This is a genomic window from Agrobacterium sp. 22-223-1 (assembly GCF_053522385.1).
In genome coordinates this window covers 90,697-116,564 of sequence record NZ_JBNWCN010000004.1, presented here as the reverse complement: position 1 = coordinate 116,564, position 25,868 = coordinate 90,697, and the positions used below count along the sequence as shown (strand labels likewise).

At 60.6% G+C, this 25,868-nt stretch carries 22 protein-coding genes and 1 pseudogene; 12 read left to right on the top strand and 11 right to left on the bottom strand.

What is annotated here, in order from left to right; genetic code table 11:
• Nucleotides 1-95: 95 nt before the first annotated feature.
• The 5 genes from ACQZ60_RS18100 to ACQZ60_RS18080 all read left to right on the top strand — a co-directional run bounded on the left by ACQZ60_RS18100 (nucleotide 96) and on the right by ACQZ60_RS18080 (nucleotide 5,455).
• Nucleotides 96-1,622 (top strand): ABC transporter substrate-binding protein, encoded by a 1,527-nt coding sequence (locus ACQZ60_RS18100; RefSeq protein ID WP_020808538.1) that lies wholly within the window; start codon nucleotides 96-98, stop codon nucleotides 1,620-1,622.
• Between the two features lie 208 nt (nucleotides 1,623-1,830).
• Nucleotides 1,831-2,772, top strand: a complete 942-nt coding sequence (locus tag ACQZ60_RS18095; protein WP_035220817.1) for an ABC transporter permease — start codon at nucleotides 1,831-1,833, stop codon at nucleotides 2,770-2,772.
• Nucleotides 2,772-3,647 carry an ABC transporter permease gene (locus ACQZ60_RS18090; protein WP_065655629.1) on the top strand — a complete coding sequence of 292 codons (876 nt, stop codon included), beginning with the start codon at nucleotides 2,772-2,774 and terminating at the stop codon, nucleotides 3,645-3,647. Before ACQZ60_RS18095 ends, ACQZ60_RS18090 begins: the two co-directional genes overlap by 1 nt.
• Nucleotide 3,648: 1 nt before the next feature.
• A complete protein-coding gene (locus ACQZ60_RS18085; protein WP_448735817.1) occupies nucleotides 3,649-4,872 on the top strand; it encodes an amidohydrolase/deacetylase family metallohydrolase in 1,224 nt (407 codons plus the stop codon).
• A gap of 88 nt (nucleotides 4,873-4,960) precedes the next feature.
• Complete coding sequence (locus ACQZ60_RS18080) at nucleotides 4,961-5,455, top strand: RidA family protein (protein WP_003519868.1); 495 nt, start codon at nucleotides 4,961-4,963, stop codon at nucleotides 5,453-5,455.
• A gap of 6 nt (nucleotides 5,456-5,461) precedes the next feature.
• Here the strand turns inward: ACQZ60_RS18080 and ACQZ60_RS18075 are convergent, their stop codons facing one another.
• Entirely contained in the window at nucleotides 5,462-6,298 is an 837-nt protein-coding gene (locus tag ACQZ60_RS18075) for an IclR family transcriptional regulator (protein WP_448735816.1), read from the bottom strand.
• A gap of 88 nt (nucleotides 6,299-6,386) precedes the next feature.
• Between ACQZ60_RS18075 and ACQZ60_RS18070 the strand changes: the two genes are divergently transcribed.
• On the top strand, nucleotides 6,387-7,583 hold the full coding sequence (locus tag ACQZ60_RS18070) for an aminotransferase class V-fold PLP-dependent enzyme (protein ID WP_448735815.1): 1,197 nt from the start codon (nucleotides 6,387-6,389) through the stop codon (nucleotides 7,581-7,583).
• Nucleotides 7,584-7,780: 197 nt separating this feature from the next.
• A complete protein-coding gene (locus ACQZ60_RS18065; protein WP_448735814.1) occupies nucleotides 7,781-9,616 on the top strand; it encodes an ABC transporter ATP-binding protein in 1,836 nt (611 codons plus the stop codon).
• A 6-nt stretch (nucleotides 9,617-9,622) separates the two neighbouring features.
• On the opposite strand, the gene ACQZ60_RS18060 is transcribed toward ACQZ60_RS18065, so the two are convergent.
• The gene (locus tag ACQZ60_RS18060) at nucleotides 9,623-10,252 is read right to left on the bottom strand and encodes a glutathione S-transferase family protein (protein WP_448735813.1); all 630 of its coding nucleotides are present in this window, start codon (nucleotides 10,250-10,252) and stop codon (nucleotides 9,623-9,625) included.
• Nucleotide 10,253: 1 nt separating this feature from the next.
• Complete coding sequence (locus ACQZ60_RS18055; protein ID WP_035220809.1) at nucleotides 10,254-10,619, bottom strand: ArsR/SmtB family transcription factor; 366 nt, start codon at nucleotides 10,617-10,619, stop codon at nucleotides 10,254-10,256.
• A gap of 211 nt (nucleotides 10,620-10,830) precedes the next feature.
• On the opposite strand from ACQZ60_RS18055, the gene ACQZ60_RS18050 reads away from it, so the two are divergent.
• The 4 genes from ACQZ60_RS18050 to ACQZ60_RS18035 are packed head-to-tail and all read left to right on the top strand — an operon-like array spanning nucleotide 10,831 to nucleotide 15,682.
• Nucleotides 10,831-11,682 carry an ABC transporter substrate-binding protein gene (locus tag ACQZ60_RS18050; RefSeq protein WP_448735812.1) on the top strand — a complete coding sequence of 284 codons (852 nt, stop codon included), beginning with the start codon at nucleotides 10,831-10,833 and terminating at the stop codon, nucleotides 11,680-11,682.
• Complete coding sequence (locus ACQZ60_RS18045; RefSeq protein ID WP_080854596.1) at nucleotides 11,679-12,806, top strand: LLM class flavin-dependent oxidoreductase; 1,128 nt, start codon at nucleotides 11,679-11,681, stop codon at nucleotides 12,804-12,806. The genes ACQZ60_RS18050 and ACQZ60_RS18045 overlap by 4 nt, the downstream gene beginning before the upstream one ends.
• A 28-nt stretch (nucleotides 12,807-12,834) precedes the next feature.
• Nucleotides 12,835-14,667, top strand: a complete 1,833-nt coding sequence (locus ACQZ60_RS18040) for a TRAP transporter large permease (RefSeq protein WP_448735811.1) — start codon at nucleotides 12,835-12,837, stop codon at nucleotides 14,665-14,667.
• A gap of 16 nt (nucleotides 14,668-14,683) precedes the next feature.
• Entirely contained in the window at nucleotides 14,684-15,682 is a 999-nt protein-coding gene (locus ACQZ60_RS18035; protein ID WP_448735810.1) for a TRAP transporter substrate-binding protein, read from the top strand.
• Nucleotides 15,683-15,749: 67 nt separating this feature from the next.
• Here the strand turns inward: ACQZ60_RS18035 and aztD are convergent, their stop codons facing one another.
• Together aztD and ACQZ60_RS18025 are read right to left on the bottom strand one after the other, a co-directional pair.
• Nucleotides 15,750-17,000: a zinc metallochaperone AztD gene (gene aztD, locus ACQZ60_RS18030; protein ID WP_448735809.1), complete on the bottom strand. Its 1,251-nt coding sequence runs from the start codon at nucleotides 16,998-17,000 to the stop codon at nucleotides 15,750-15,752.
• A 278-nt stretch (nucleotides 17,001-17,278) separates the two neighbouring features.
• Nucleotides 17,279-18,790: an aldehyde dehydrogenase (NADP(+)) gene (locus ACQZ60_RS18025; protein WP_174057735.1), complete on the bottom strand. Its 1,512-nt coding sequence runs from the start codon at nucleotides 18,788-18,790 to the stop codon at nucleotides 17,279-17,281.
• 244 nt (nucleotides 18,791-19,034) lie between these two features.
• On the opposite strand from ACQZ60_RS18025, the pseudogene ACQZ60_RS18020 reads away from it, so the two are divergent.
• A pseudogene (locus ACQZ60_RS18020) lies at nucleotides 19,035-19,385 on the top strand (antibiotic resistance protein VanZ); the annotation flags it as partial.
• A gap of 155 nt (nucleotides 19,386-19,540) precedes the next feature.
• Here the strand turns inward: ACQZ60_RS18020 and uxuA are convergent.
• The 6 genes from uxuA to ACQZ60_RS17990 form a co-directional block, all read right to left on the bottom strand.
• Nucleotides 19,541-20,749, bottom strand: a complete 1,209-nt coding sequence (gene uxuA / locus ACQZ60_RS18015) for a mannonate dehydratase (RefSeq protein ID WP_448735808.1) — start codon at nucleotides 20,747-20,749, stop codon at nucleotides 19,541-19,543.
• A 16-nt stretch (nucleotides 20,750-20,765) separates the two neighbouring features.
• The gene (locus tag ACQZ60_RS18010) at nucleotides 20,766-21,812 is read right to left on the bottom strand and encodes an L-idonate 5-dehydrogenase (protein ID WP_448735807.1); all 1,047 of its coding nucleotides are present in this window, start codon (nucleotides 21,810-21,812) and stop codon (nucleotides 20,766-20,768) included.
• A 69-nt stretch (nucleotides 21,813-21,881) separates the two neighbouring features.
• Nucleotides 21,882-23,288 (bottom strand): TRAP transporter large permease, encoded by a 1,407-nt coding sequence (locus ACQZ60_RS18005; protein ID WP_035220793.1) that lies wholly within the window; start codon nucleotides 23,286-23,288, stop codon nucleotides 21,882-21,884.
• Between the two features lie 4 nt (nucleotides 23,289-23,292).
• Entirely contained in the window at nucleotides 23,293-23,865 is a 573-nt protein-coding gene (locus ACQZ60_RS18000) for a TRAP transporter small permease (RefSeq protein ID WP_448735806.1), read from the bottom strand.
• A gap of 60 nt (nucleotides 23,866-23,925) precedes the next feature.
• Nucleotides 23,926-24,900, bottom strand: coding sequence for a sialic acid TRAP transporter substrate-binding protein SiaP (locus ACQZ60_RS17995; protein ID WP_448735805.1), 975 nt, complete (start codon nucleotides 24,898-24,900; stop codon nucleotides 23,926-23,928).
• 62 nt (nucleotides 24,901-24,962) lie between these two features.
• On the bottom strand, nucleotides 24,963-25,679 hold the full coding sequence (locus ACQZ60_RS17990) for a FadR/GntR family transcriptional regulator (protein WP_448735804.1): 717 nt from the start codon (nucleotides 25,677-25,679) through the stop codon (nucleotides 24,963-24,965).
• Between the last annotated feature and the right edge of the window lie 189 nt (nucleotides 25,680-25,868).

Here is a 25,868-nt window from a genome sequence, read left to right as displayed (position 1 = left end):
CCGCATTGTCATTGACAAGGCGTCTTATCGAGATATTCTGTTATAAAGATGCATATAACATAATAATGGAACACATAAGAGCTGGGAGCTTGACCATGAGACGTAAACTTGCATTTCTCGCCACCGCCGCTTTGCTGCTTGCGCCGGGTGTAATGATGGCTGCGGAGAAGGGTGGCGTCATCAATGTCGCCACGATCGGCGAACCGCCGACCCTCGACCCCATGGCGTCTACTGCCGATCTCGTCGGCATCGTCACGCAGCATATTTTCGAAACGCTCTATACCTTCGACAAGGGCTGGAAGGTGACACCGCTTCTGGCGGAAAGCCTGCCCGAGATCAGTGCGGACGGCAAAACTTACACAATCAAGCTCAGGCAGGGCATCAAGTTCCATGACGGCAGCAACATGACGTCCGAAGATGTCGTCGCCTCGCTCGGCCGCTGGATGAAGATCGCCTCGCGCGGCAAGCAGGCAGCCGGCTTTATCGAGAATATCTCCGCGCCGGATGCCGGAACGGTCACGATTGCCCTCAAGCAGCCCTATGCGCCGCTCGCTTCGCTGCTCGCCTTCAACAATTCCGCAGCCATCATCCTGCCGGCCGAAAAGCAGGCGGAGCCGATGGCCGAATTCATCGGCACCGGCCCCTATATGCTGAAGGAACGCAAGGCCGACCAGTATATCCAGCTCGTCCGTTTCGATGGCTACAAGTCCCGCGACGGCGAAAGCGATGGTTATGGCGGTGCACGCCATCAGTATCTCGATGAAATCCGCTTCGTTCCGGTGCCCGATCCGAATACCCGCGTCGAAGCCGCCGTTTCCGGGCAATATGATTATGTCGATTCCATTCCGGTGGAATCCTTCGACAAGGTGAAGTCGTCGTCTGCCTCGCAGCCTTTGATGCTGAAGCCTTTCGGTTATCCGGTCTTCGTGTTCAACACGAAGGAGGGGCTTTCTTCCAAGCTGGAGGTCCGCAAGGCGGTGACCGAAGCGCTGAACATGGAGGATATGCTGGCGGCTGCATTCGGCAGCACGGATTTCTATGCGCTCGACGGCGCCTATTATCCCGATAATTTCTCCTGGCATTCGGAAGAGGGCGTCGAGGGCAATTACAATCTCGGCAACCCGGAAGCCGCCGCCGAAAAGCTGAAGGCGGCCGGCTACAACGGCGAGCCGCTGCGCATCCTCACCAGCCGCCAGTATGAGTTCCACTACAAGATGGCGCAGGTCGCGGCGGAATATCTGAAGCTTGCCGGTTTCAAGGTGGATATGCAGGTGGTGGACTGGGCGACGCTGACGCAGCGCCGCGCCGACCCGAAGCTCTGGGATATCTACATCACCCACAGCCCCTTCCTGCCGGAGCCGGCGCTGATCGGCGCGCTCTCCACCGGCTCGCCGGGCTGGTGGGATACGCCGGCACGCAAGGCGGCGGTTGACGCCTTCACCTCGGAAGCCGATCCGGACAAGCGTATCGCGCTTTGGGCCAATGTGCAGAAAACGATCTATGCCGAGCTGCCGCTCATCAAGATCGGCGACTTCAATGCCGTGGCGGCCAAGTCCAACAAGCTGGAAGGCGTCGATCCGGCTCCATGGCCTTACTTCTGGAATGCATCGGTTACGAAATAAGGCCGACACCGCACGCCGTCACCCCGGCCTTGAGCCGGGGTCCAGCGCGATCAAGTCCTTGGTCGCAAGAGACCTTTTCACCACGCGGACGCGTGGTGGCTGGATGCCGGATCAAATCCGGCATGACGGAAGTGAGCAGTCGATCTTTAAGCAACCCGGTTCAACCGTCGCCTGATAGCGGCAATCACGCGCTTCGGAGCCTTCATACGTGATACGGTATATTTTCCAGAGACTTGCGGGAATGATTGTGGTGATGTTCCTTGTCGTCACCATCGTCTTCGTCATCCTGCGCGTAACACCCGGAGACCCGGCGGCCGTGATGCTGGGGCCGGATGCCTCGGCGCAGGACATTGCGGAGCTGCGCAGCCGGCTTGGCCTCGATCAGTCGCTCGGCGTGCAATATGTCTATTATATCGGGCAATTGCTGAAGGGCGATCTCGGCCAGTCGATCTTTCTCAACATGCCGGTTGGCTCAGCGCTGCTGGACCGGGCCGAACCGACCTTCTTCCTGACGATCTTTTCGCTGTTGATCGCCAGTGTCATCGCCCTTCCCATCGGTATCTATGCCGCTTACCGGCGCGGTTCCTTCGTGGATCAGGCCGCGACCACCGTGGCGATGCTGGCGGCGAGCATTCCGAGCTTCTGGCTCGGCCTCATTCTCATGCAGGTCTTCGCCGTCAGGCTCGATATGTTCCCGGTGTCGGGTTATGGCGGTCCGGGCGCGAGCTTCCTTGAGCGCATGTATCACCTGACGCTGCCGGCCATCGCGCTCGGCCTCGTTTCCTCCGCCCTCATCCTGCGCTTCACCCGCGCCTCGATGCTGGATGTTTTAGGTGACGACTATGTCCGCACCGCCCGTGCCAAGGGCGTCAAGGAGCGCCGCGTGGTGATGAAACATGCGTTGAAAAACGCACTCATTCCCATCCTGACCGTGCTCGGGCTCACCGCCGCCGTGCTGATTTCCGGCGCAGTGGTGACGGAAACCGTTTTCGGCCTGCCGGGCGTCGGCAATCTCGTCGTCTCGGCCGTTCTCCGGCGCGATTATCCGGTCATTCAGGGCGCGCTTCTCGTCATCGCCGGGCTTTACGTGCTCATCAATTTTGCAATCGACATGCTCTATCTGCTGGTCGATCCGAGGGTTCGTTACTGATGGCCGATATCGTTTCCACCGCCCCGCCGGCACGCAACCCGACCGTCCTGTTCATCCGGCGCCTCCTGAAGCGCAAGACGGTCGCTGCCGGTCTCATCGTGCTGCTGGTCTTCGTGCTTCTCGCGGTTTTCGCGCCGATGATTGCGCCGTATTCGCCATCGAAACTGTCGATTGTGAACCGCCTGAAGCCGCCAAGCGAGCTTTACTGGTTCGGCACCGACGAGTTCGGTCGCGACGTCTTCTCGCGCACCATTTATGCCGGAAGGCTGTCGCTTCTGGTCGGTGCCGCCGTGGTGGCGCTTTCGGCGCTGATCGGCATCACGCTCGGCCTGCTTGCCGGTTTCTTCCAGAAGCTGGATACGCCGATTGCCCGCCTGATCGATGCGATGATGGCCTTTCCGGATATTCTGCTGGCGATTGCGCTGGTAGCGGCGCTCGGCCCGTCGCTGACGACTGTCATCATCGCGCTTGCCGTTGTCTATTCGCCGCGCCTTGCCCGCATCGTGCGCGCCTCGACGCTGGTGATCCGCGAATTACCCTATGTGGAGGCGGCGAAGGCGCTCGGCATCTCCACCTTCCACATCATGACGCGGCATGTGCTGCGCAATCTGGTCTCGCCGATCCTCGTGCAATGCACCTTCCTTTTCGCCAGCGCCATGCTGGCCGAGGCCGGCCTGTCGTTTCTGGGGCTTGGTGTCAGCCCTGAAATTCCGACCTGGGGAACCATGATCTCCGCCGGCCGCCAATATATCGGCCAGGCGGACTGGATGACCTATTTCCCCGGCTTTGCCATCATTCTTTCCGTGCTGTCGCTGCAAATGGTCGGCGACGGGCTGCGGGACATGCTCGATCCAAGACTGCGAAGGGATTTGTAATATGACGTCCCGTGAACAGGCGAAAACGCCTCTTCAAGCTCCCATTCTTCTCACCAATGTCAAACCCGTCGGTTTCGGAAAGGGTGCTCCACAGGTTTCGACCGATATTCTGATCGGCGGCGATGGCAAGATCGCCGCGGTTGGGCCTGGCATGCAGGCACCTGCGGATGCGCAGCGAATTGATGCCAAGGGTGCCTTCGTCTCGCCCGGCTGGGTGGATCTGCACGTGCATATCTGGCACGGCGGCACCGATATCTCCATTCGCCCCTCCGAATGCGGGGCCGAGCGCGGCGTGACGACGCTGGTGGATGCCGGTTCGGCGGGCGAGGCGAATTTCCACGGTTTCCGGGAATATATCATCGAGCCCTCGAGGGAGCGCATCAAGGCCTTCCTCAATCTCGGCTCCATCGGGCTCGTCGCCTGCAACCGGGTGCCGGAACTGCGGGATATCAAGGATATCGATCTCGATCGTATCCTCGAATGTTACGCCGAAAACAGCGAACATATTGTCGGCCTCAAGGTGCGGGCGAGCCATGTCATCACCGGCTCCTGGGGTGTGACGCCGGTCAAGCTCGGCAAGAAGATCGCCAAGATCCTGAAAGTGCCGATGATGGTGCATGTGGGCGAACCGCCGGCACTTTATGATGAGGTGCTGGAAATTCTCGGCCCCGGCGATGTCGTGACCCATTGCTTCAACGGCAAATCGGGTTCCAGCATCATGGAAGACGAGGACCTGTTCAACCTTGCCGAACGCTGCGCGGGCGAAGGCATCCGGCTGGATATCGGCCATGGCGGCGCCTCCTTCTCCTTCAAGGTGGCGGAAGCGGCGATTGCGCGCGGCCTGTTGCCCTTCTCGATTTCGACGGATTTGCATGGGCACTCGATGAATTTTCCGGTCTGGGATCTGGCGACAACAATGTCGAAGCTGCTGTCGGTTGACATGCCTTTCGAAAATGTCGTCGAGGCCGTCACCCGCAACCCGGCCTCCATTATCCGCCTCGATATGGAAAATCGCCTTGATGTCGGCCAGCGCGCCGACTTCACCATTTTCGATCTAGTGGATTCCGATCTGGAAGCGACCGATTCCAACGGCGATGTGGCGCGCCTGACGCGTCTGTTCGAGCCGCGTTACGCGGTCATCGGCGCGGAAGCGATTGCTGCCAGCCGTTATATTCCAAGAGCGCGCAAGCTGGTGCGCCACAGCCATGGTTATTCCTGGCGCTGAACCCAAATGGACAAGGCGGAGGAGGGCAATCCCCTCCGTCTTCCGCAGAGATTAAGGGATACCCGTCCCTATATTATGAGGAATTCGCGTGAAACAGTCTTCGCTTGAGGCAGAGGGGCGCCATTCGCCCTATGACCGGCTCGCCGCGCTCGGCATTTCCCTGCCGCCGCCGCCGCCGCCAATTGCCAATTTCGTCACCCATGTGGTGGAAGGCAACATGCTATATCTTTCGGGGCAGGGGCCGCGGGAGGAAAACGGCCATCTTTACGCCGGCAAGGTGGGCGCGGAAATCGGGCTGGAAGAGGCCTATAACCATGCGCGGCTCACCGGCATCAATCTCCTCGCCGTCATGCATGAGGCGCTGGGTGATCTGTCGCGGGTGAAAAAGGTGGTCAAGCTGCTCGGCATGGTCAATGCCGTCAGCGATTTCCGCGATCATCCGAGCGTCATCAATGGCTGCTCCGATCTCTTCATCGATGTGTTCGGCGATGCGGGACAACATGCCCGCTCCGCCGTCGGTTTCGGCTCGCTGCCGGGTAACATCACCGTTGAGATTGAAGCCATCGTCGCGCTCAAGGATTGAGGCCGTTCAATGGTTGCGCCAGCCCATCAGCTTTTCGATCCGTTCCGCCGAAACCCTGACCTGTTCGGTATAATGGTTTTCGTCCGCCAGCACCTTCTGTTCCGGCAGCACGATGGAAATCGTCGCAACGCATTCGCCCCTGTTATCGCAGATCGGCGAGGCGATGCAGGCGACGGCGTAATCGGATTCGGCGACCTGTATCGACAGGCGGTCATGGAAAGCGGCGCCTGCCGATTGCGACAGGGTCTCCGGGTTGATTTCCGCACGGCCTGTGGGAGAAGTGCGGGCGCAACGGCGGAAAAGCTCGACACGTTCCGCCTCCGGCAGATGGCCAACGAGCAGGCGGCCGGACGCCGTCCAGTTCAGGGGAACGCGGGTGCCGACGCGCGAGGCGACCTGAAAATGGCTCGGACCATCCGCCATGGCCAGCACCAGCATATGGTCGCCGTCGCGGCCGCAAAGCTGCACGGTTTCGCCCGCATGGCGGCACAGATCGTGCATTTCGTGGGTGGCGACACCCATGAAATCCAGCGAGCGGGCATAAGCGAGGCCATAGTGGTAAAGCCTAGCGCCGAGCCAGATGTTGCCATCGGCATTACGCGCCAGCATGTTCTTTTCGACGAGATCGTCGACGATCACATAAACGGTGGAAAGCGGCGCCTTGATCGCCTTGGCGATGGCGTAAGCGCCGGCGGGCGATCCGGTTTCGTAAAGGTAATCAATAACCTGAAGGGCGCGGTCGATACCGCTGACGCGCGAGCGCTTGGCCGCCTTCGCGTCCGCGTTTTCGGCGGCGTCGGACAGGGCGGTTGAAGGCGTTTCGTCCGGTTTATGGGCGTCCAATTTTGGCTCCTCATGAATTTTGAGAAGCTATTACATTATTATGGCATATATGTCGATGCCCATCGCATCGCAAAGACAGGAGAAAGACATGACCGAGGATATCAGAAGCAGGATCGGCCTTCGCCCGGTCATCAACGTCTCGGGCACCATGACCTCGCTCGGCGCGTCGATTGTCGTTCCGGAAGCGGTTGAGGCCATGGCGGCGATCCTGCCTCAATTCGTCGAGATCAACGATCTGCAACGCAAGGCGAGCGCGATCATTGCAAGGCTGACGGGAGGCGAGGCCGGTTTCGTCACGGCGTCCTGCTCCTCGGGCATCAGCCTTGCGGTTGCGGGTGCGATCACCGGCAACAATTTGCTGGCCATTGAAAAACTGCCCGATGTGACCCCGGAAAAGAATGAGGTTCTGGTCCAGATGGGCCATGTGGTGAGCTACGGCGCGCCGGTGGATCAGGCAATCCGGCTCGGCGGCGGCAAGGTGGTGCTGATCGGGCAGGCAACATCGACCCATCGTTTCCACATGGAAAACGCCATCACCGAAAAGACGGCGGCGGCGGTTTATGTCGTCTCGCACCATGTGGTGGATTACGGCCTGCTGCATCTTTCTGAATTCGTCGAGATTGCCCATGCCAGGGGCGTGCCTGTCATCGTGGATGCGGCTTCCGAATATGATCTGAAACTGTTTCTGGCGACGGGCGCGGATGTGGTGCTTTATTCCGGCCACAAGTTCCTCGGCGGCCCGACTTCCGGTATCGTCGCCGGCAAAAAGGAGCTGGTGCGCAACGCCTTTCTGCAGAATATGGGCATCGGTCGCGGCATGAAGGTCGGCAAGGAAAGCATCTATGGTGTCATGGCGGCGCTGGAAGCCTGGGAAAAGCGTGATCATGACGGCATTCGCGAGCGCGAAACCGGCTATCTCAACCTCTGGAAAAAGATGCTGGACGGACGCCCCGGCGTGACGGCGCTGATCGAGCCCGACCCGACCAACAATCCGCTCGACCGGCTGCGCGTCATCATCGATGCCGAAGAAGCGCATATCACCGCCTGGGACCTGACGACGGCGCTTGCCAAAGGTAACCCGCCGATCATTGCCCGCGATCACGAGGTGGAACACCGCTATTTCTATCTCGACCCCTGCAACCTGCATCCCGGCCAGGAAACCATTGTGGCTTCCCGGCTGGCCGAGGAGCTGGACAAGGCGCGCGCCTCCAACGAGGTGATCGCCACGCCGTTCGAGGACCGCAGCCGCCACCGTTTCGACGGCATGCTGCGCTGGCCTGACTAAGTGAAACGAGCGGGTGCCGCGTATTTCTTCTCCCCGAGGGGGAGAAGGTCGCGGCAGCGGGATGAGGGGGCGAGGGTGCGGTCTATCGCTGGCGTTGCCCCCCTCATCCGACCCTTCGGGCCACCTTCTCCCCGGCGGGGAGAAGAAATTTGCCGCAACGCCGTGCCTGAGTTGAAACATAAAAGAAGGGAACGATCATGACCATGCCGCAGGCAGCACCGCTTGGTGCCGAAGATGCCGTACTTTCCGTCCGCAATCTCACCACGTCCTTTCACGTGGATGGCGGCTGGAAACCGGTGGTGCGTGATATTTCCTTCGATGTCGGACCGGGCGAGACGGTCGCGATCGTCGGCGAAAGCGGCTCGGGCAAAAGCGTTACCTCGCTTTCCATCATGCGGCTGCTGGATCGGGAAAGCAGTAGGGTTCAGGGCGAAATTCTGCTCGGCGGTCGCAACCTGCTGTCCCTTTCCGAAGACGCCATGCGGCGGGTGCGGGGCAATGAGGTCGCTATGATCTTTCAGGAGCCGATGACCAGCCTCAATCCGCTCTTCACCATTGGCGACCAGATTTCCGAGGCCCTGCTGTGCCACCAGCCGATGTCGAAAGCCGATGCGCGGGCGGAGACGATCCGCCTTCTCGAAAAGGTCCGCATCCCGTCTGCCGCCTCGCGTTTCGACGAATATCCGCATCGCTTTTCCGGCGGCATGCGCCAGCGCGTGATGATCGCCATGGCGCTCGCCTCCAAACCGAAGCTCCTGATCGCCGACGAGCCGACGACGGCGCTCGACGTCACCATTCAGGGCCAGATCCTCGACCTCATCAAGGCGCTGCAGGAAGAGGAGGGCACGTCGGTCCTCTTCATTACCCATGATATGGGTGTGGTCGCCGAAATCGCCGACCGCACCGTCGTCATGTATCGCGGCGAGCAGGTCGAAGTCGGTGCGACGGCGGATATTTTCCATCGCGGCAAACATCCCTATACGCGCGCACTTTTGTCCGCTGTTCCGGTTCTGGGGTCGATGAAAGGCGAAGAGAGGCCGCTCCGTTTTCCCATCGTCAACACCACCACGGGGGAAATGCAGGAGCCAGCGCGTCCGGCCGATACCGTTGACGCCAGCGCCCAGCCGGTGCTGAAGGTGGAGGGGCTGACCAAGCGTTTCGACATCCACTCCGGCCTGCTGGGTCGGCTCAGCGGCCGCGTCCACGCGGTGGAAAACGTGTCCTTCGATCTCAGGGCCGGTGAAACATTGTCATTGGTGGGTGAGAGCGGCTGCGGCAAATCCACCACCGGACGCGCCATCATGCGGCTGATCGAGCCGGATGCCGGTTCGGTCGTGGTCAACGGCGAGAACATTCTCGCGCTGGACAAGACGGGCATGCGGGACATGCGTAAGACGGTTCAGATGATCTTTCAGGACCCCTTCGCCTCGCTCAATCCGCGTATGACGGTGGGTGCGGCGATTGCCGAACCTTTTCTGGAGCACCGCATGGGAAGCGCCCGCGAGGCGAAGGATGTGGTGGCCGACATGCTCAAAAAGGTTGGTCTCTCACCGGACATGGCTTCGCGTTACCCGCATGAATTTTCCGGCGGCCAGCGCCAGCGCATCTGCATTGCCCGCGCGCTCGCCCTCCAGCCCAAGGTGATCGTCGCGGATGAGAGCGTTTCGGCGCTGGATGTTTCCATCAAGGCGCAGGTCATCAACCTGATGCTGGATCTGCAACAGAGCCTCGACCTTGCCTTCCTGTTCATCAGCCATGACATGGCGGTGGTGGAACGCGTCAGCCACCGGGTGGCGGTGATGTATCTCGGCGAGATCGTTGAGATCGGTCCGCGCGCCGCTGTCTTCGACAATCCGCAGCATGACTATACCCGCAAGCTGATGGCGGCCGTGCCGGTGCCGGACCCGGATCGCCGCAACACAAGGCGCGGTGCGGCGAATGACGAGCTGAAAAGCCCGATCCGCGCCGTCGATTATGTCGTCAAGCCGCGTGAATATCGTGAGGTTTCGCCCGGCCACCTCGTTGCTTGCTGAAACTGGTTATAGGCCCGGCACGTCCGATGTCGCGAAAGGTATACGGTAACCGCGCTGAAAACTTTCTCGCTGTCCGAGATGGCGATACCATGTCTGCACGGCTGGAAAGTCGTCGAGGTTAATCCTGTGGCGCGTGAAACGTGAGACCCATGGCCAGATGGCGATATCGGCTATTGAAAAATCGCCGGCCACAAACTCCCGCCCGCTCAAGCGGTCGTTCAATGTCCGGTAAAGCCGCGCCACATCCGTCGCAAAACGCGTCTCGGCAAAGGGGGCCTGTCCGGCATGGTAGGTCAGGAAATAATGGGCATAACCGAGTGTCGGGCCGAAATTGGCGGCCTGCCACATCAGCCATTCGGTGACGATCAGTCGTTCGATTGCTGAGGCGGGCAGAAGCCGGCCCGCCTTTTCGGCAAGATAGATCAGGATCGCGTTCGATTCCGTCAGGACGGTGCCGTTTTCATCATCGACAATCGCAGGGATTTTCGAGCCGGGATTGATGCGGACGTAATCGGCGGCAAATTGCTCGCCTTTTTCGATGTCGATGGCATGGCTTTGATAGGGCAAGCCAAGTTCTTCCAGTGCAATCGAGATTTTAAGGCCGTTGGGCGTGATCCAGGTATAAAGGTCGATCATGCTAGTCGAACATTGCCTCATCAAGCGGCAGTGCCCGTCTGCCTTTCTTGCCGGTCACATCGGAAAGGTCCGTGTAAAGACCGCGCAATGTCAGAACGAGCTCAATAATTCGCGGATCGGTGACACGATAGATCACTGCTTTGCCTTCCCGCGAGCCTTCGATCACACCAGCGTCGCGCAATTCGGCAAGTTGCTGCGAAAGCGTTGGCTGCTGGATGCCGAGTTCATATTCCAGCGCGGAAACGGAAGCCTCCGTTTCCATGAGATAACAGACGATGGCCAGACGATTGGCGTTGGCGACAAGCTTCAAAAGCTCGCTCGCTTCCACCACGCTGCGGCAGATGAGATTGGAAACCGGTTTCGTCACGACTACAGGCCCATTTTTCAAACTACAAAAAAGTAGAATGTATGACGATAAATTTCAATGGCTTGATGAAAGCTAGTTCGACCCGATCAAGCATTTTTCAAAATCTACAGGATTGGTAGATTTCTCTTTCGCTTTCCGGCCGAGGATCGCCAAAACGTTCCTCGAAAACATTCTATAAAAAAGTAGATTGATTGCGAAATGAGGTGTCGACATGAAAATCGGGGTCCATCCCAACAATCTGCATTTACGTCTCGCCCGGCTCTGGCCCGGCGCCTTTGAAGAATTCGATCCGGAATTCGTGGCCTATCGTGAAGGCCGAGATACGGCAGCGCTTCTGGAAAAGGGCGAAATTCATTTCGGCGGTACGGGTTCGACACCACCCATCGAGGCGGATGCACGCGGGCTTTCCGCAAGATATATCGCCGCGTCCGCACCACGGCCCGCCAATGGCGCGATCCTCGTGAGGCGCGATAGCACGATCCGCTCCGCAGCGGATCTTGCGGGAAAACGCATATCGCTGATTGACGGATCGTTTCATACCTATCTTCTGGCGCGCAGCCTGGAAGGGGCGGGGCTTGGTCTTGCGGATGTGACCCGTATCGAAAGCGGCGACAGCGATAGCCTGCGCGATCTCGTGGAAGGCCGTGTCGATGCCTGGGTGACGATGTCGCCGCGACTGGAAAAGGCTCTGACCCATGAGGAGATCAGCCTTCTTGTCCGTTGCGGCTCCACCATTCCCAACCGTTCGCTATTCTGGACGCTTGCGCGCCACAACATAGGGGGCGAGACAGGGCAGGCAATTGCGGCCGAACTGGATCGCGTCGGCCGGGCCGTGATGGCGGATATCGACAAAGCCGCCGCCCTTCTCGCCGCGGAACCGGGCAGCGAAGGTGATGCACAGTCCTGGGCCAAGGTGCTGAGGTCGCGAGACCTTTCGGTCGTGGCCGCTGCCGAAAATATCCTTGCCGAACAGCAGGAGGAGGCCGATACGCTTTACAGGCACGGTCATTTCTCTTTACCGGTTCTGACCGGGCAATCAGCCAGCGTGGGAGGCGGCAGATGAATGTTTTCTGGTACATGTGCGCGCCCGATGGCGCCTATCCCTGGCAGCCGGAAGGGTCTCGCAAGGTCGATCTCGGTTATTACAAACAGCTGGCGCTTGCTTATGACCAGCTGGGTTACACCGGTGCGCTGTTTGCCACCGGCGCGCATGACGTCTGGGTTCTGGCGGGCGCGCTGCTTTCCTATACCGAGCGGCTAAAGCTTCTGGTCGCCATTCATCCGGGCCTTGTCGCGCCGACGCTGCTCGCCAAGATGGCGGCAACGCTTCAGGAGTTTTCGCGCGGACGCCTGCTGATCAATGTCGTCTCGGGCGATGCCAAGATGCTCGGCGCATACGGCATGACCATGCCGCATGACGAGCGCTATGATATGGCGGATGAATATCTGCAGATCTGGCACCGTCTTTTTGCCGGCGAAACGGTCGATTTCAAGGGGCGGCATTTCCAGACGGAGGGCGCAAAGCTGGCGCTGCCGGTGGGGCAAGGCATAGAGCCGCCGCCATTGTGGTTCGGCGGTTCCTCGGACAAGGCCATCGACGTTGCCGCCAAACATGTCGAGACCTATCTTTCCTGGGGGGAAACGCCGGATCAGATCGGCGCGAAGGTCGATCTCGTCAAGGCGCGGGCGGAGAAGCTTGGCCGCGAGCTGGAATACGGCATTCGCCTTTACGTTATTGTGCGTGATACGGATGAAGAAGCATGGGCCGCCGCTGCCGATCTCTACGGCCGCATGGATGAGCGTGCCATTGCCGCCAACCAGCGTTTCGTCGGCAAGACAGATTCCGTCGGCCAGCAGCGCATGACGGCGATGCATGGCGGGCAGAAGCCGGAGAACCTGCGCGATCTTGAAATCGCACCCAACCTCTGGGCCGGCATCGGCCTTGTGCGGCCGGGGCCGGGAACCGCGATTGTCGGTTCGCCGGATACTGTCATCCGCACGCTGGAGGCCTATAAGAAGGCGGGCGTGAATACCTTCATCCTTTCCGGCATGCCATTGCTGGAAGAGGCTTTCCGCTTCGGCGAAAAGGTTCTGCCGCGTCTTGACGTATCGCGTGAGGTCTCGACGGCAAAACAATTCACATGGTCGACCCTGTTCGATCGCGACCTCTCGGCCAAGGCTTCCTGAGCATGGTGCGGGAGTGGAGAGACAAGACATGACGGCAAGTCCGGCAACAACAATCGCGCAACGGCGCATCGGCCCGCAGCTCGCAGCGGAGCGGGCGCTTGCCATTCTCGACAAGGCGCTCGGCGCAGTCGCCGCCGCGATCCTTGCAACGCTTCTCGTGGTGGTGCTGGTCAACGTCACCCTGCGTTACCTGTTCCATACCGGCTTTATCGGCGCGGAAGACCTCGGCATCTGGCTGCATGTGGCCATGATCGCGGTCGGTGCGCCGCTCAGCCTCAAAAGCGCTCTCGCCATGCGGCTCGACGTTTTTGTGCGGTTTTTGCCTCAGCGATTTCACGCGGTAACCGAAGTGCTGGCCGATGCCTTCTCCTTCGTCGCAGCACTCATCCTCGCCTTCGGCGGGGTAGAGATCGCGGCGATGCTCGGCGGCACGTCTCCGACGCTTGGCCTGCCGGAATGGGTGCGTTTCGGCTTTCTCGGTGCAGGCGGCGCGCTTATCCTTCTTTATCTGGCACTTCAGCGTGTCAGTGAAGGCAAGCTGTTTGCCGTTCTCGCATCTCTCGCCATCGCAGTCGTGGCCTATGTTGGCCTGCCGGAAGTTTTCGTCGATACGAGCCTGCCCCCGAGCCTATTTCTGGCGCTGACGGCGGCCGTGGGGCTGGTGCTCGCCGCGCCGCTCGCCCATGCTTTCCTTGCCGCTGCTTATGTGGCGATCGCCTTCGGCAGCACCTTGCCGGAACCGGCCATCGTTTCGTCAACCGTGACCGGCATGTCGAAATTCCTGCTGCTCGCCATTCCCTTCTTTCTGCTGGCCGGAAGCCTGCTGACGGAATCGGGCGTCGCCAACCAGCTGGTCCGTTTTGCCGCCTCCATGGTCGGGCACCGGCGCGCAGGCCTGGCGCAGACGACGCTTTTGACCAGCGTGCTGTTTTCCGGCGCGTCCGGCTCATCGGTCGCCAATGCCGCCTTCGGTGCTTCCACCTTCCAGCCGGAACTCGTCAAGCACGGCTATCCGCCGGCGCAGGCCGGCGCGATCATCGCCGCCACCTCCGTGCTGGACAATGTCATTCCGCCCTCCATCGCATTCCTGATCCTTGCGACGGCCACCAACCTGTCGGTGGGCTCGTTGCTGGTCGGCGGTTTCTTTGCCGGCGGGCTGATGGCGGTCTGCCTTGCGGTGGCAATCCATTTCAGCGTGCGCAGCGTCGATACCTTGCCGCGCGCCAGGGGAGCGGAGCGCTGGCGCTCGGCCGTCGCCGCCATACCGGCCTTCGGTCTTGGCGTCATCGTGGTGGTCGGCATCCGCATCGGCATCGTCACCACCACGGAAGCCGCAGCACTTGCCGCACTTTACACGCTGCTTCTCGGCTTCGGTTACCGGCTGGGCGCGGGCCGCATTTTTGCTACCTTCCGGCAATCGGCGGGTGAAGCGGCGGCCATCGGTCTTCTGATCGGCACGGCGGGGCCTTTCGCCTTCCTGCTGGCGGTCGATAATGTCTCGGGCCTCGTCACGGATTTCGTGACGTTGCTCGGCGGCAGCAAGATCGCGGTACTGCTGCTCTCCAACCTTATCCTGCTCGTGGTGGGACTGGTGCTGGATATTGGCGCGGCCATCCTGCTGTTCGGGCCAATCCTGCTGCCCGCCGCCGTGGCCGCCGGTATCGATCCGATCCATTTCGGCGTCATTCTCGTGGTCAATCTGATGATCCATGGCCTGACGCCGCCGCTCGGCATGCTGATCTTCGTGGTCAGCGGCGTCACTCGCATTCCGGCAACCGCGCTTTTCCGGGCGGTCGTTCCCTATCTCGTCTCTCTTCTCGTTTCCCTCGCCATTCTGTGCGCCTGGGCCATTTTCTTCTAAATCCGGGGTTTCATTCATGACTATTATCGATCGCCGCAATCTCCTCAAATTTTCCGCCATTGGCGCGGCAACGCTTGCCGCACCCGCCTTCGTGCGGACGGCACATGCCAGAACGCGCAGCCTCACCGTCGCGTCGCTTTTCGCCGACGACAAGCCGGAGACGAAAATCTGGGTGAAGATCAGCGAGCTGGTGGAGGCGAAGCTGCCCGGCCGTTTCCGTTTCAATATCGTCAAGAGCGGTGCCCTGGGCGGCGAAAAGGAAGTGGCGGAAAATATCCGTCTGGGATCGGTTCAGGCGAGCCTTTCCACCGTTTCCTCGCTTTCCGGCTGGGTGCCGGAATTGCAGATCCTCGATCTGCCCTTCCTGTTCCGCGATGCCGAGCATGTGCGCAAGGTGGTGACGGGCGAGACGGGCAACGAGCTGAAGACGAAACTCGGCGCGCAGCAATTCGTCGCCGCCGATTTCATCAATTACGGCGCTCGCCATCTTCTGACCAAGGAGCCTGTTACCCGACCGGAGCAGTTGGAAGGCAAGAAGATCCGCGTCATCCAGAGCCCGCTGCACACCAAGCTCTGGAGCGCTTTCGGCACAACGCCGGTCGGTATTCCGATCACCGAGACCTATAATGCGCTGGCGACCGGCGTGGCCGATGCCATGGATCTGACCAAATCCGCCTATGCCGGCTTCAAGCTTTACGAGGTCGTGCCCTATCTGACGGAAACCGGCCACATCTGGGCCTCGGGCGTCGTCTATTACGGGGCGACCTTCTGGAACCAGCTGGACGACGAAGAAAAGAAGGTTCTTTCGGAAGCCTCCAGCGAGGGTGCACAATATTTCAACCAGCTGATCGTCGAAGACGAAACGAAGTCCGTTGAGCTAGCGCTCTCCAAGGGCGGCAAGGTGCTGCAGCCGGAAGCGCTGGATGAATGGCGCAAGGGTGCCCAAGGCGTCTGGCAGGATTTTGCCGGCATCGTCGGCGGCATCGACAAGATCAAGGCGATCCAGTCCGCCTGAGGACAGGGTCTTTGAAATTGAAGAACCCCGTGCGCCGGTCGGCGCACGGGGTTTTCTTTGTTCAGGATCAGTGCGAAGCGCCGGAACCGCCGACGGCGACGATGGAGAAGGGCTGGCCTTCCACCGCAACCGTGCGGGTTTCCTTCAGGCTTTCCGCATCCACCACGCGGATCAGCGAATGGCGCGGATCGGAAATTGCAACCTGCCCATCGGCAACGGCGAGACGTGGGCGCGGATCACGCCAATGGCCGTCCTTACTGTAAGGCTCGGTCACCTTCGCCTTGCGGGTGATGGCGCCTTCCAGCACGTCAAGCACATGCAGATCGCCGTCTTCTGTCAGGATGTAGGCGTTGCGCGGATTGGCGGGATCGAGAATGAAATCGACGCGCCGGGTCGGCAGTTCCACCAGACGGAAGGCGTCCTCGCTGTCCGGATCGATTAGGACAACCTTGTCTTCACCGTAGTTGCCGAGGAAGAACTGCATGGATTTGCCGCCGAGCAGCGTGCCGGTATAGGCTTTCGGGAAATCTTCCGGATAGGTCAGCATTTCCAGCTTCGGGCCATCCGTGCCGCCGGGGCGGGCAACGAGAATGCCTTCCTTGCAGCCGAAAGCGGCAAGCCGCGCGGATGTCGCCTCGCCATGCAGATCGGTGCATGCCGCCTGTTCGCCGACCTGCTTGCCTTCCCTGTCGAGAACACGAAGTCCAATGCGTGGCGGCAGCGTATCGGGTTTCGTTTCGACCTCGGTATTCGGCACGGAAACCAGAACGTAACGTCCCATCGTTACAGCCACGCCGTGGTGCGGCGCAGTCGTGTCGACGGTACGGACCTTGGCCTTGCCGTCCAGCAGGGCCGCCTCGTCGATGATCTCCGCCTTGCCACCACGATCATAGAAAAGGATCGCATGATCGTCATGCGGCACGACGTGGAAAGGGCGCTTGCCTTCGAAGGTGACGGGCAAAAGCGCCGCGTCTTCCACATCCAGATCGCGATGTTCGCCGTGATCGGAGAAAACGATACCGGTCTTGATCACATGCACCATGTCGGCATCCGATTGCGTCGCGAAGACCGTCTTGCCGGAGGCGCTGGCGGTCAGCGCCGCATAGCCCTTGAGATCGTAGCGTCCGAGTTCCTTGCCGGTTTCGAAATCGATTGCGCGCACCACCGGCTGGCTGTGATCGGCGACGAACAGCCGCCATTCCTTGACGCTGTCGCCGCTTTCTTCGGCCAGCGCCATGCCTGGGGCAAGGGGCATGGCGAGGGCAAGGCATGTTGCAAGCGCGCTCATGCCGAGATGGTGATGAAGGGAAAATCTCATGGTGTTCCTTCCAGACGTTGTCATCCTCTTGCGGAGTTGAACCGATGGCGGTCTTTTGAGGATGATTGTAATGTTATTACGTTACGAGTCACGTATTAGCATTACGTGCAGGGTCGATGTCAACCGAGCAGGACGTCGCAATGTGGAAAATCTGGAAGAGGCTGGAAGAAGCAGATGACGCGCCGGCGTTGGGCCGCATCTTTCGAAAGGCTGATAGCCTTCTTTAAAGGCCGACTGAAAGAATGGCAGGCGCGTTGCCGCGCCTGCCGTCGTTCAATTTAGCGAATGTCTTCCGGCAGAACGTCCGAAGGGATGTTCTGGTAGGAAACCGGGCGCGTGAAGCGGCGGATGGACATGGTGCCGACCGAAGTTGCGCCGAAGTTCGTAGAGGCCGGGTAAGGGCCGCCGTGAACCATGGCGTCGCAGACTTCAACGCCGGTCGGGAAGCCGTTGGCGAGAACGCGGCCGGCCTTGCGCTCGAGGATCGGCAGCAGCTTGCGGCCGAGTTCCGCGTCGCCGGCATCGAGATGCAGGGTGGCGGTCAACTGGCCTTCGAAGCTTTTCGCAACCGCGATCATCTCTTCCGGGCTCTCTACCGTCACGATCAGGCCGAGCGGTCCGAAGACCTCTTCGGCAAGCGCGTGGTTCGCAATCCAGTCCTTGCCGGAAACGCGGTAGAGATAAGGCGTGGCGTTGCGCAGGTTGCAGGTGGTGGTCAGCACGTCACGCACGCCATTGCCGGCGGCGATGCGGTCGCGGCCGTCGCGATAGGCGGCAGCGATGCCGTCGGTCAGCATGACCTGCGGGCCGACTTCGGAAAGGGCTGCACGGGCGGTTTCAGCAACGGCATCCGCCTGCGAGGCGAGAATGACGGCAATGCCGGGATTGGTGCAGAACTGGCCCGCACCCATGGTGAGCGAACCCGCCCAGCCCTTGGCGATGGCCTCGCCGCGAGCCGCAACGGCTTCCGGCAGCAGGAACATCGGGTTGACGGAACCGAGTTCGCCGAAGAAGGGGATTGGCTCGGGGCGCTGGGCGCAGAGATCGAACAGCGCGCGGCCGCCGGCGAGCGAACCGGTAAAACCGACCGCCTTGATGCGCGGATGCTGCACGAGCGCGGAACCGACATCGCGGCGGCCGCCCTGGATCAGCGAGAAGACGCCGGGATGCAGATTGTGCTTCTTGACGGCGGCGAGAACGGCTTCGGCAACGATTTCGCCGGTGCCAGGATGGGCGGAATGGCCCTTGACGACGACCGGGCAGCCGGCTGCCAGAGCCGCTGCGGTGTCACCGCCGGCTGTCGAGAAGGCGAGCGGGAAATTGGAGGCACCGAAGACCGCAACGGGGCCGATCGGACGCTGCATCAGGCGGATATCCGGGCGCGGCAGGGGCTGGCGGTCCGGCAGCGCCTCGTCGTGGCGGCGGTCGAGATAGTCGCCCTTGCGGATATGCGAGGCGAAAAGGCGCAGCTGGCCAACGGTGCGGCCGCGTTCGCCCTGCAGGCGTCCTGCGGGCAGGCCGGTTTCGGAGGAGCCGATTTCGGTGATGGCGTCGGCGCGGGCTTCGATCTCGTCGGCAATGGTGTCGAGGAATGCGGCGCGCTCTTCGCGGGTGGTGTAACCGTAGCTCCAGAAGGCGTCTTCGGCTGCTTCACAGGCTGCATTCACCAGATCGACGGTGCCGACCGAAAAATCGAAAGCTTCGCCATGTGCAGGCTCGCTGCGGAATTTAGCTTCCGTTGCGACCCATTCTCCTGCAACCAGATGTTTGCCATGCGGCTTGAAACTCATTGTGCTCTTCCCTGAAAATCTGATCCTGTGTGGAAAATCCACCCGACACCGTGACGTTGCACCGAAAGGCGACAGCGCAAACGCCATCAGCCGCGATCCTCGTCCGGTTGCCTTCTGCCTTAGCCCGTGTGGGGCCTGAGCGAAAGCCGGTTTTTCAACTATCTGACCGAAAAGTGTGATTAATTGGGCGAGGCGTGAAAAAGACGCGCTTCCGTTTACGCGCACGGCGCTCTATTGTGACGCCATGATGACAAATAGACTTCCGAAATATGTCGCTTGGTCGGTTTTTCTGCTGATCGTGATCGTTACAGTTTGCCCTATCGGCTTTCGTCCACACACGCTGACGACGGTGGGCCTGGACCGCGCCGCGGCCTTCGCCTTCTGCTCGGCCGCCTTCGTGCTCGCCTATCCGCGTTACTGGCTGGCGATCATCATGGCAGGCATCGCGGCTGCTTTCGGCATCGAGGCGCTGCAATTCCTGGCGCCCACCCGCCATCCGCATCTGATGGACGCCGCCGTGAAAGCCGCCGGCGTCATTGCCGGCGGGCTAGGGGCTTTTTTCTGGCTTCAGTTCAAGGCGCGATTGACCGCAGGTTCTCTCATCCGTCATTCCGGCCTTGAGCCGGAATCCAGCCAGCCCAAGTCCTTGGGCTGAAAGGAGTCTTTATCGCCGCGCGGACGCGCGTCGGCTGGTTTCCGGCTCAAGGCCGGAATGACGGATAGGAAGCCGATCAAATGCGCCGCTTTCGCTCAGCGATCACCCTTCGCCAGCCCGAAACGGCTGTGCGATAATGTGCGTTCGATGCCGCGCAGCTCAGCCAATCCCTTCAGCCGGCCAATGGCGGGATAACCGGGCTGTGCGCCGCGCGTCAGGTCGTCGAGGATTTCCTGACCGTGATCGGGCCGCATCGGAATGGTGTGGTCTTCGCGGCCCTCCGCCCGGCGGCGCGCCTCTTCGGTGAGGAGTGCGGCGATGACGGCGACCATGTCGGTTCCGCCTTCGAGATGTTCATCCTCGAAGAAGGAGCAGGGCACGGTGTCGGTGTCGCGCGTCACGTTGCGCAGATGTACGAAATGGATGCGATTGGCAAAACGACTGGCGATGAAGGGCAGATCGTTATCCGCCCGTGCGCCGAGGGAGCCGGTGCAGAGTGTCACGCCATTGGCGCGGCTGTCGACCTGCGAGAGCATGTGGGCGTAGTCCGCTTCCGTTGAAAGAATACGCGGCAGGCCGAGCAGCGGCCATGGCGGATCGTCGCCATGGGCGCAGATGTTGATACCCACCTCCTCGGCAACCGGCGTCACCTCCGATAGAAATTCGATCAGGTTCTGCTGTAGCCTTTCGCGGTTGATGCCGTGATAGGAGCGCAGCTTTTCGAGAAGCTGGGCGAGTGTGTAACCATCCGCCGAGCCGGGCAGGCCAGCGCCGATATTGCGCCCGAGGGCGGCGATTTTCGTGTCGGGCATGTCGGCGAAGCGTTTTGCCGCTTCCTCCTTCAGCCAGTCCGGATAATCGGCCTTCGCCTCAGGGCGTTTCAGGATGTGGATGTCGAAGGCGGCGAAATCAGGAAGATCGAAACGCATCGCCTTTGCGCCGTGCCTTGTTTCCCAGCGCAGGTCCGTGCGGGTCCAGTCCAGCACGGGCATGAAATTATAGCAGACGGTGCGGATGCCGGAGGCGGAGAGGCGGCGCAGCGTTTCCTGCCAGTTGGTTATATGGGTTTTCCAGTCGCCGGTCTGGGTCTTGATATCCTCGGAGACCGGCACGCTTTCCACCACGTCCCAATAAAGACCGCCGGCCTTGATCGCCTCATGCCGTTTGGCGATTTCGTCCACCGGCCAGACATCGCCGGTGGCAATGTGATGCAGCGCGCTGACGATGCCTTCCGCGCCCGCCTGAGCCGCATCCTGAACCGTGACCTTGTCGACAGGACCGAACCAGCGCCATGTATGTCTCATCTTAAATCCTCAAATATCAGTCTGCGGAAAATGTCAGCTGCACCTTGCAGGCGGCGGAGCGGTCTCCGGCCTGTTCGAAGGCCGCTTTCGCTTCGCCGAGCGGGAAGCTGTGGGAAATGATCGGTCGTACATCGATCCTGCGGGTGGAGATGAGCCCGGCGGCGACGGCGAATTCCTCATGAAAGCGTTGTGAGCCGCGCCAGAGGATTTCCTTACCCACCAGCGCGTTGAGCGGAATGGTGATGTCACCGGTGACGCCCACCTGCACGATGGTGCCGCGCGGGCGGACACAGGCAAAGGCGGTGCGAAGTGCCGGACCGGCTGCGGAGCAATCGAAAATGACGTCGAAATAACCCTTATTGTCCTGATAGGGCAAAAGCGCCTCGGCGTCCTTCGCGACATTGATCGTGCGGTCGGCACCCATGGCGGGGGCGCGTTCAAGTGCGGCATCGGTGAGGTCGGTGGCAACGATGATGCTTGCCCCGGCGTGGCGGGCGGCGGCGATGGTCAGGAGGCCGATGGGGCCGGCGCCGGTCACCAGCACCTTTGCACCTGCCAGATCGCCGGCCTGTGCGACGGCATGCAGGCACACCGCGAGCGGCTCGGTGCAGGCGGCTTCAGCCGGTGAGGTATCCTCTGAAAATGTCGCGCATTGTTTGGCCGGAACCACCAGCCGGTCGCGGAACATGCCCTGTTCATGCGGCAGACGCATGGCGCTGCCCATGAAGCGCATTTCAAGGCAATGAATCGGCTGGCCCTTCAGGCAGAAATGGCAATGGCCGCAGGGCTGGGACGGATTGACGGCGACGAGCTGGCCGATGGCAAGGCCGCTGACGCCGTCTCCCAGCGCCCGCACATGGCCGGATGCCTCATGCCCGCAGATGATCGGCTCGCGCACCCGGACAGGGCCGAAGCCGCCATCCTGATAATAATGCAGATCGGAGCCGCAGATGCCGCCCGCCGCCATGGCAAGCAGCACTTCGCCGGGTCCCGGTGCGGGAAGGTCCTGCGTTTCGACGCGAATGTCCTTCTGGCCGTATAGACGTGCCACGCGTGTCTGCATGACGATGCCCTCATATGTGTATGGATGAAGAAGCCCGCGCGGGAAACCGCGCGGGCGATGATGTTGGCGTTAGCGGATCAGGCCCATTTCGGTCGGCAGCCACAAAGTGATGGCCGGAACGAAGGTGATCAGCAGCAGCGCCACGAACAACGGCACCAGCCAGGGCAGGATGGCCATCGTCGTGCGTTCGACGGAGAGTTTCGCCACGCGTGAGAGCACGAACAGCACCATGCCGAGCGGCGGATGCAGCAGCCCTATCATCAGGTTGAGCGTGATGATGAGGCCGAAATGCACCGGATCGATATTGAACTGCAGCACCAGCGGCAGCAGGATCGGTACGAGGATGGTGATGGCCGCAATCGTATCGAGGAAGCAGCCGACGAACAGCATCAGGAGATTGACCAGCACGAGGAAAATCCACTTGCTGTCGGTGATCGTCAGGATCGCCGCCGACAGAAGCTGCGCTGCCTGGCTCACCGTCAGCAGCCATGCGAAGACCGAGGCCGCCGCGACGATGAAGAGCACCGAAGCGGTCGTTTCAATCGTATCGAAGGTCGATTTCGCCAGCGTCTTGAAAGTCATCGTCCGGTAACGGACAAGCCCGAGGAACAGCGACCACAGAACGGCGGCAACGGCGGCCTCCGTCGGTGTGAACCAGCCCATGGTCATGCCACCGATCAGGATCACCGGTGTCATCAGCGCCATCACGGCGGAGAAGTCGAAATACCAGTCGCAGGCGAGCAATATAACCAGCACGATCAGGATCGACAGGTTGAGCGACAGGCCGAACGCCGTGAGGATATAGATGCCGAGCGGCACCATCATCACCACGAAGACTTCGATCGATGCGCCGAAGATGGTTCTGAGGCTGAACGGCGTATCGGAGCCCCAGCCCTTGATATAGGCGAAAACCGCAACCGTGATCATCATCAGAAGCGTCATGACGACGCCCGGAACGATGCCGGCCATGAACAGCGCGCCAATCGAGACATTCGCCATCATGCCGTAGATGACGAAGGGCAGCGATGGCGGAAAGATCGGGCCGAGCGTTGCGGAGGCGGCGGTGACGCCGACGGCCGCTTCGACCGGATAACCGTGATCCTTCATGGCCTTGATTTCGATGGTGCCGATACCGGCCGCATCGGCAAGCGCCGTGCCGGACATGCCGGAAAAGATCACCGAGCCGATGATGTTGACCTGTGCGAGGCCGCCCTTCATCCAGCCGACGAGTGCGACCGCGAAGGAATAGATGCGTCCCGTCACCCCTGCCGTATTCATCAGGTTACCGGCAAGGATGAAGAAGGGAACGGCCAGAAGCGGGAAGCTTTCCACGCCCGCAATCAGGCGCTGCGCGGCGATGATGTCAGGCGCGACATTGTAAAACACGATGTAGAGCAGCGAGGCCGAGGCCATGGAAATGGCGACCGGCAGGCCGATCAGCATCAGGAGAAGAAAGGAGCCGATAAGAAGCAGCATGTGATCAATCCCCCGCGCTCTGGAATTCTTCGGGCCGTTCCAGAACGGAATAACCACGCTGCATATTGGCGATGAAGACCTGCACCGAGCGGAAGAACATCAGAACGAAAGCGGCCAGAACCGTATAGAAAACGATGTTGCGCGGCAGCGCCACGGTGACCATTTCCTCATCGGCGACGATTTCCAGATAGCGCCACATCAGCCATGACGTATAGGCGAAGAACAGGATGCGCAGCACATCAACAAGGATCGACATGGTGCGGGCCACCTGCGGCGGCACATAGTGATAAAGCACATCCACCTGGATGTGGCGCGACATGCGCACGCACATCACCGAACCTAAAAAGACGACGCCGATCAGGCAGTTGACGGCGATTTCTTCCGTCCAGGCGTAGCTGTCGTTGAGCACGTAGCGGGTGAAGAACTGAAGGAACACGCAGCCCGTCATCAGCCAGAAGAGGCCGAGCGTGACCCAGTCTTCGAATGAATAGACCTTGAGATCGACCTCCGGCGGCGCCTCGTCGAACGTATGGGCGAGTTCCTCAGGCGTGACCTGAGTATGGATTTCCTGCGACATTGAGATATCCCGTCTGGAGAGAAAGGGCGGTGCGGCAACGGGGCCGCACCGGATCTTGGCTCACTTGACGGCGCGAATGGCTTCCCAGTCGGCCTTGTCGTAACCGAAATCCTCGAATTTCACTTTTTCGAGGACGTTCTTCTCGAAGTCGGCCTTGTCGACCTCGGCGACGGTCAGGCCGCGCTTCTTGAAGTCTTCGACGAGGCTCTTTTCGCGGCCTTCGATGGTCTTGGTGGTCCGCACAGCGGCTTCTTGCATGACGTCGGTGAAGATTTTCTTGTCTTCATCGGAGAGCTGCGACCACAGGTTCTTCGAAATCACCGTGTTGAGGTGGTCGACGATATGGCCGGTCAGGACGATGTTCTTCTGCACTTCGAAGAACTTCTTCGCCTCGATGGTGGTCAGCGGGTTTTCCTGGGCGTCGACCGTGCCGTTCTGGAGCGCCAGATAGACTTCCGCAAAGGCAATCGGGGTCGTGTTGGCGCCGCAGGCGCGCGGCATGGCCAGATAGGCCGGAACGTCAGGAACGCGCATCTTCAGCCCCGTCATGTCGGCGCAGGCGGCAATCGGCTTGTTCGACGTGGTGTGACGCGTGCCGTAGTAGCTGACGGCGGCGATGTGGTTGCCGGTCTTGTCTTCGTAACCCTTGGCGAGACGCTTGAAGATATCGCTCTTGGTATAGGCGATCAGATGGCTCGGATCGCGGAAGATGTAAGGGAAATAGGTGACGCCGATCGGCTTGAAGTCACGCGCGGCAAAGCTCGAACCGGAAATGATGATATCGACGGTGCCGATCTTCAGGCCCTGATTGATATCGGCTTCCTTGCCGAGCTGCGAGGCGGGGAAAACATCCACCTTGTAACGGCCGTCGGTGCGCTTGGCGATTTCTTCCGCGGCCCAGACCGAATCCGTGTGGAAAGGTTCGGAGGTCTCGTAAACATGCGCCCATTTCAGCGTGGTCTGCGCCTGTGCCGCCATGGCGGAAAGCAGGATGGCGGCTGTTGCGCCCATCAAAGTCGACAATCTGATTTTCATTCTTAACTCCTCCCGAATTAAAGCCAGATTTCTCATTTTTCCCGTCGCCGGTTGCGGCGCGGTCACTCTTCTCCGATCGTTTCCTCCCCGAAACTTTCGGAAAATCTCTTTTGCGACAGCGTCAGATGCTGCCGCATCGCCTCACGCGCACCTTCCGGGTCGTTGGCAGCAATGGCGTCACGGATTGCGCGGTGTTCCTGAACGGCAAGGTTCCATGTATGCGGACCCTCGAAATAGCTGGCGAGCTTTTCGAAAAAGGGTGACAGGCTGCGCTCGTCATAGATCAGGCCGGTAAAGCGGTTCAGCGCCGAATTACCGATGATATCGGCAATCGCGGTGTGGAAGGCCCGGTCGAAATTGAGCGCCTGTGGCGAGCTGTTGAGCGCGCCGGCCATGCGTTCGATGATATCATCGAGCTTGGCGATGCATTCCGGCGTGGCAAGCCGTGCGGCTTCCTCCGCAATCGCGCTTTCGATGATGCAGCGCGCCTGCAGGATTTCGAATGGCCCATGCGCATCCGGCACCGGCGGCTTTTCCTTGGCCTGCTTGCCGGCTGCGCTGACATAGACGCCCGAACCCATGCGGATATGGATATGGCCTTCCACTTCCAGAACGATAAGCGCTTCGCGGACGGTCGGCCGCGATACGCCGAAGCGTTCGGCAAGATCCCGTTCCGCCGGCAGGCGCTGGCCTTCGGTCAGTTCCCCGCTTTCGATGAGCAAACGAATTTGTTCCGCGACCAGCCGGTAAAGGCGGCGCGGCTCCAGAGCCACAAACATGATATCCTCCCAGCGCGAAAGTCTCCCCCGATCGCGCAAGCGGTAAGATGGTCTTACCAATTTTATTAGGACGCATTTATGCGGTGCTGTCAATTGGCCGCTGGTGGAAAAGTGTGGGGCGGAGTTTGAGGCGGTTCAGCAGGCCGGGCGTTGTCTTATTCCGGGCTTTACCCCTTCCGTCATTCCGGC

Excerpts from the sequence above, each read along its gene's own strand:
- ACQZ60_RS18100 (WP_020808538.1), top strand. The coding sequence starts at position 96 with ATGAGACGTAAACTTGCATTTCTCGCCACCGCCGCTTTGCTGCTTGCG.
- ACQZ60_RS18090 (WP_065655629.1), top strand. The coding sequence starts at position 2,772 with ATGGCCGATATCGTTTCCACCGCCCCGCCGGCACGCAACCCGACCGTC.
- ACQZ60_RS18085 (WP_448735817.1), top strand. The coding sequence starts at position 3,649 with ATGACGTCCCGTGAACAGGCGAAAACGCCTCTTCAAGCTCCCATTCTT.
- ACQZ60_RS18070 (WP_448735815.1), top strand. The coding sequence starts at position 6,387 with ATGACCGAGGATATCAGAAGCAGGATCGGCCTTCGCCCGGTCATCAAC.
- ACQZ60_RS18065 (WP_448735814.1), top strand. The coding sequence starts at position 7,781 with ATGACCATGCCGCAGGCAGCACCGCTTGGTGCCGAAGATGCCGTACTT.
- ACQZ60_RS18060 (WP_448735813.1), bottom strand. The coding sequence starts at position 10,252 with ATGATCGACCTTTATACCTGGATCACGCCCAACGGCCTTAAAATCTCG.
- ACQZ60_RS18050 (WP_448735812.1), top strand. The coding sequence starts at position 10,831 with ATGAAAATCGGGGTCCATCCCAACAATCTGCATTTACGTCTCGCCCGG.
- ACQZ60_RS18045 (WP_080854596.1), top strand. The coding sequence starts at position 11,679 with ATGAATGTTTTCTGGTACATGTGCGCGCCCGATGGCGCCTATCCCTGG.
- ACQZ60_RS18040 (WP_448735811.1), top strand. The coding sequence starts at position 12,835 with ATGACGGCAAGTCCGGCAACAACAATCGCGCAACGGCGCATCGGCCCG.
- ACQZ60_RS18035 (WP_448735810.1), top strand. The coding sequence starts at position 14,684 with ATGACTATTATCGATCGCCGCAATCTCCTCAAATTTTCCGCCATTGGC.
- aztD (WP_448735809.1), bottom strand. The coding sequence starts at position 17,000 with ATGAGATTTTCCCTTCATCACCATCTCGGCATGAGCGCGCTTGCAACA.
- ACQZ60_RS18025 (WP_174057735.1), bottom strand. The coding sequence starts at position 18,790 with ATGAGTTTCAAGCCGCATGGCAAACATCTGGTTGCAGGAGAATGGGTC.
- uxuA (WP_448735808.1), bottom strand. The coding sequence starts at position 20,749 with ATGAGACATACATGGCGCTGGTTCGGTCCTGTCGACAAGGTCACGGTT.
- ACQZ60_RS18010 (WP_448735807.1), bottom strand. The coding sequence starts at position 21,812 with ATGCAGACACGCGTGGCACGTCTATACGGCCAGAAGGACATTCGCGTC.
- ACQZ60_RS18005 (WP_035220793.1), bottom strand. The coding sequence starts at position 23,288 with ATGCTGCTTCTTATCGGCTCCTTTCTTCTCCTGATGCTGATCGGCCTG.
- ACQZ60_RS18000 (WP_448735806.1), bottom strand. The coding sequence starts at position 23,865 with ATGTCGCAGGAAATCCATACTCAGGTCACGCCTGAGGAACTCGCCCAT.
- ACQZ60_RS17995 (WP_448735805.1), bottom strand. The coding sequence starts at position 24,900 with ATGAAAATCAGATTGTCGACTTTGATGGGCGCAACAGCCGCCATCCTG.
- ACQZ60_RS17990 (WP_448735804.1), bottom strand. The coding sequence starts at position 25,679 with ATGTTTGTGGCTCTGGAGCCGCGCCGCCTTTACCGGCTGGTCGCGGAA.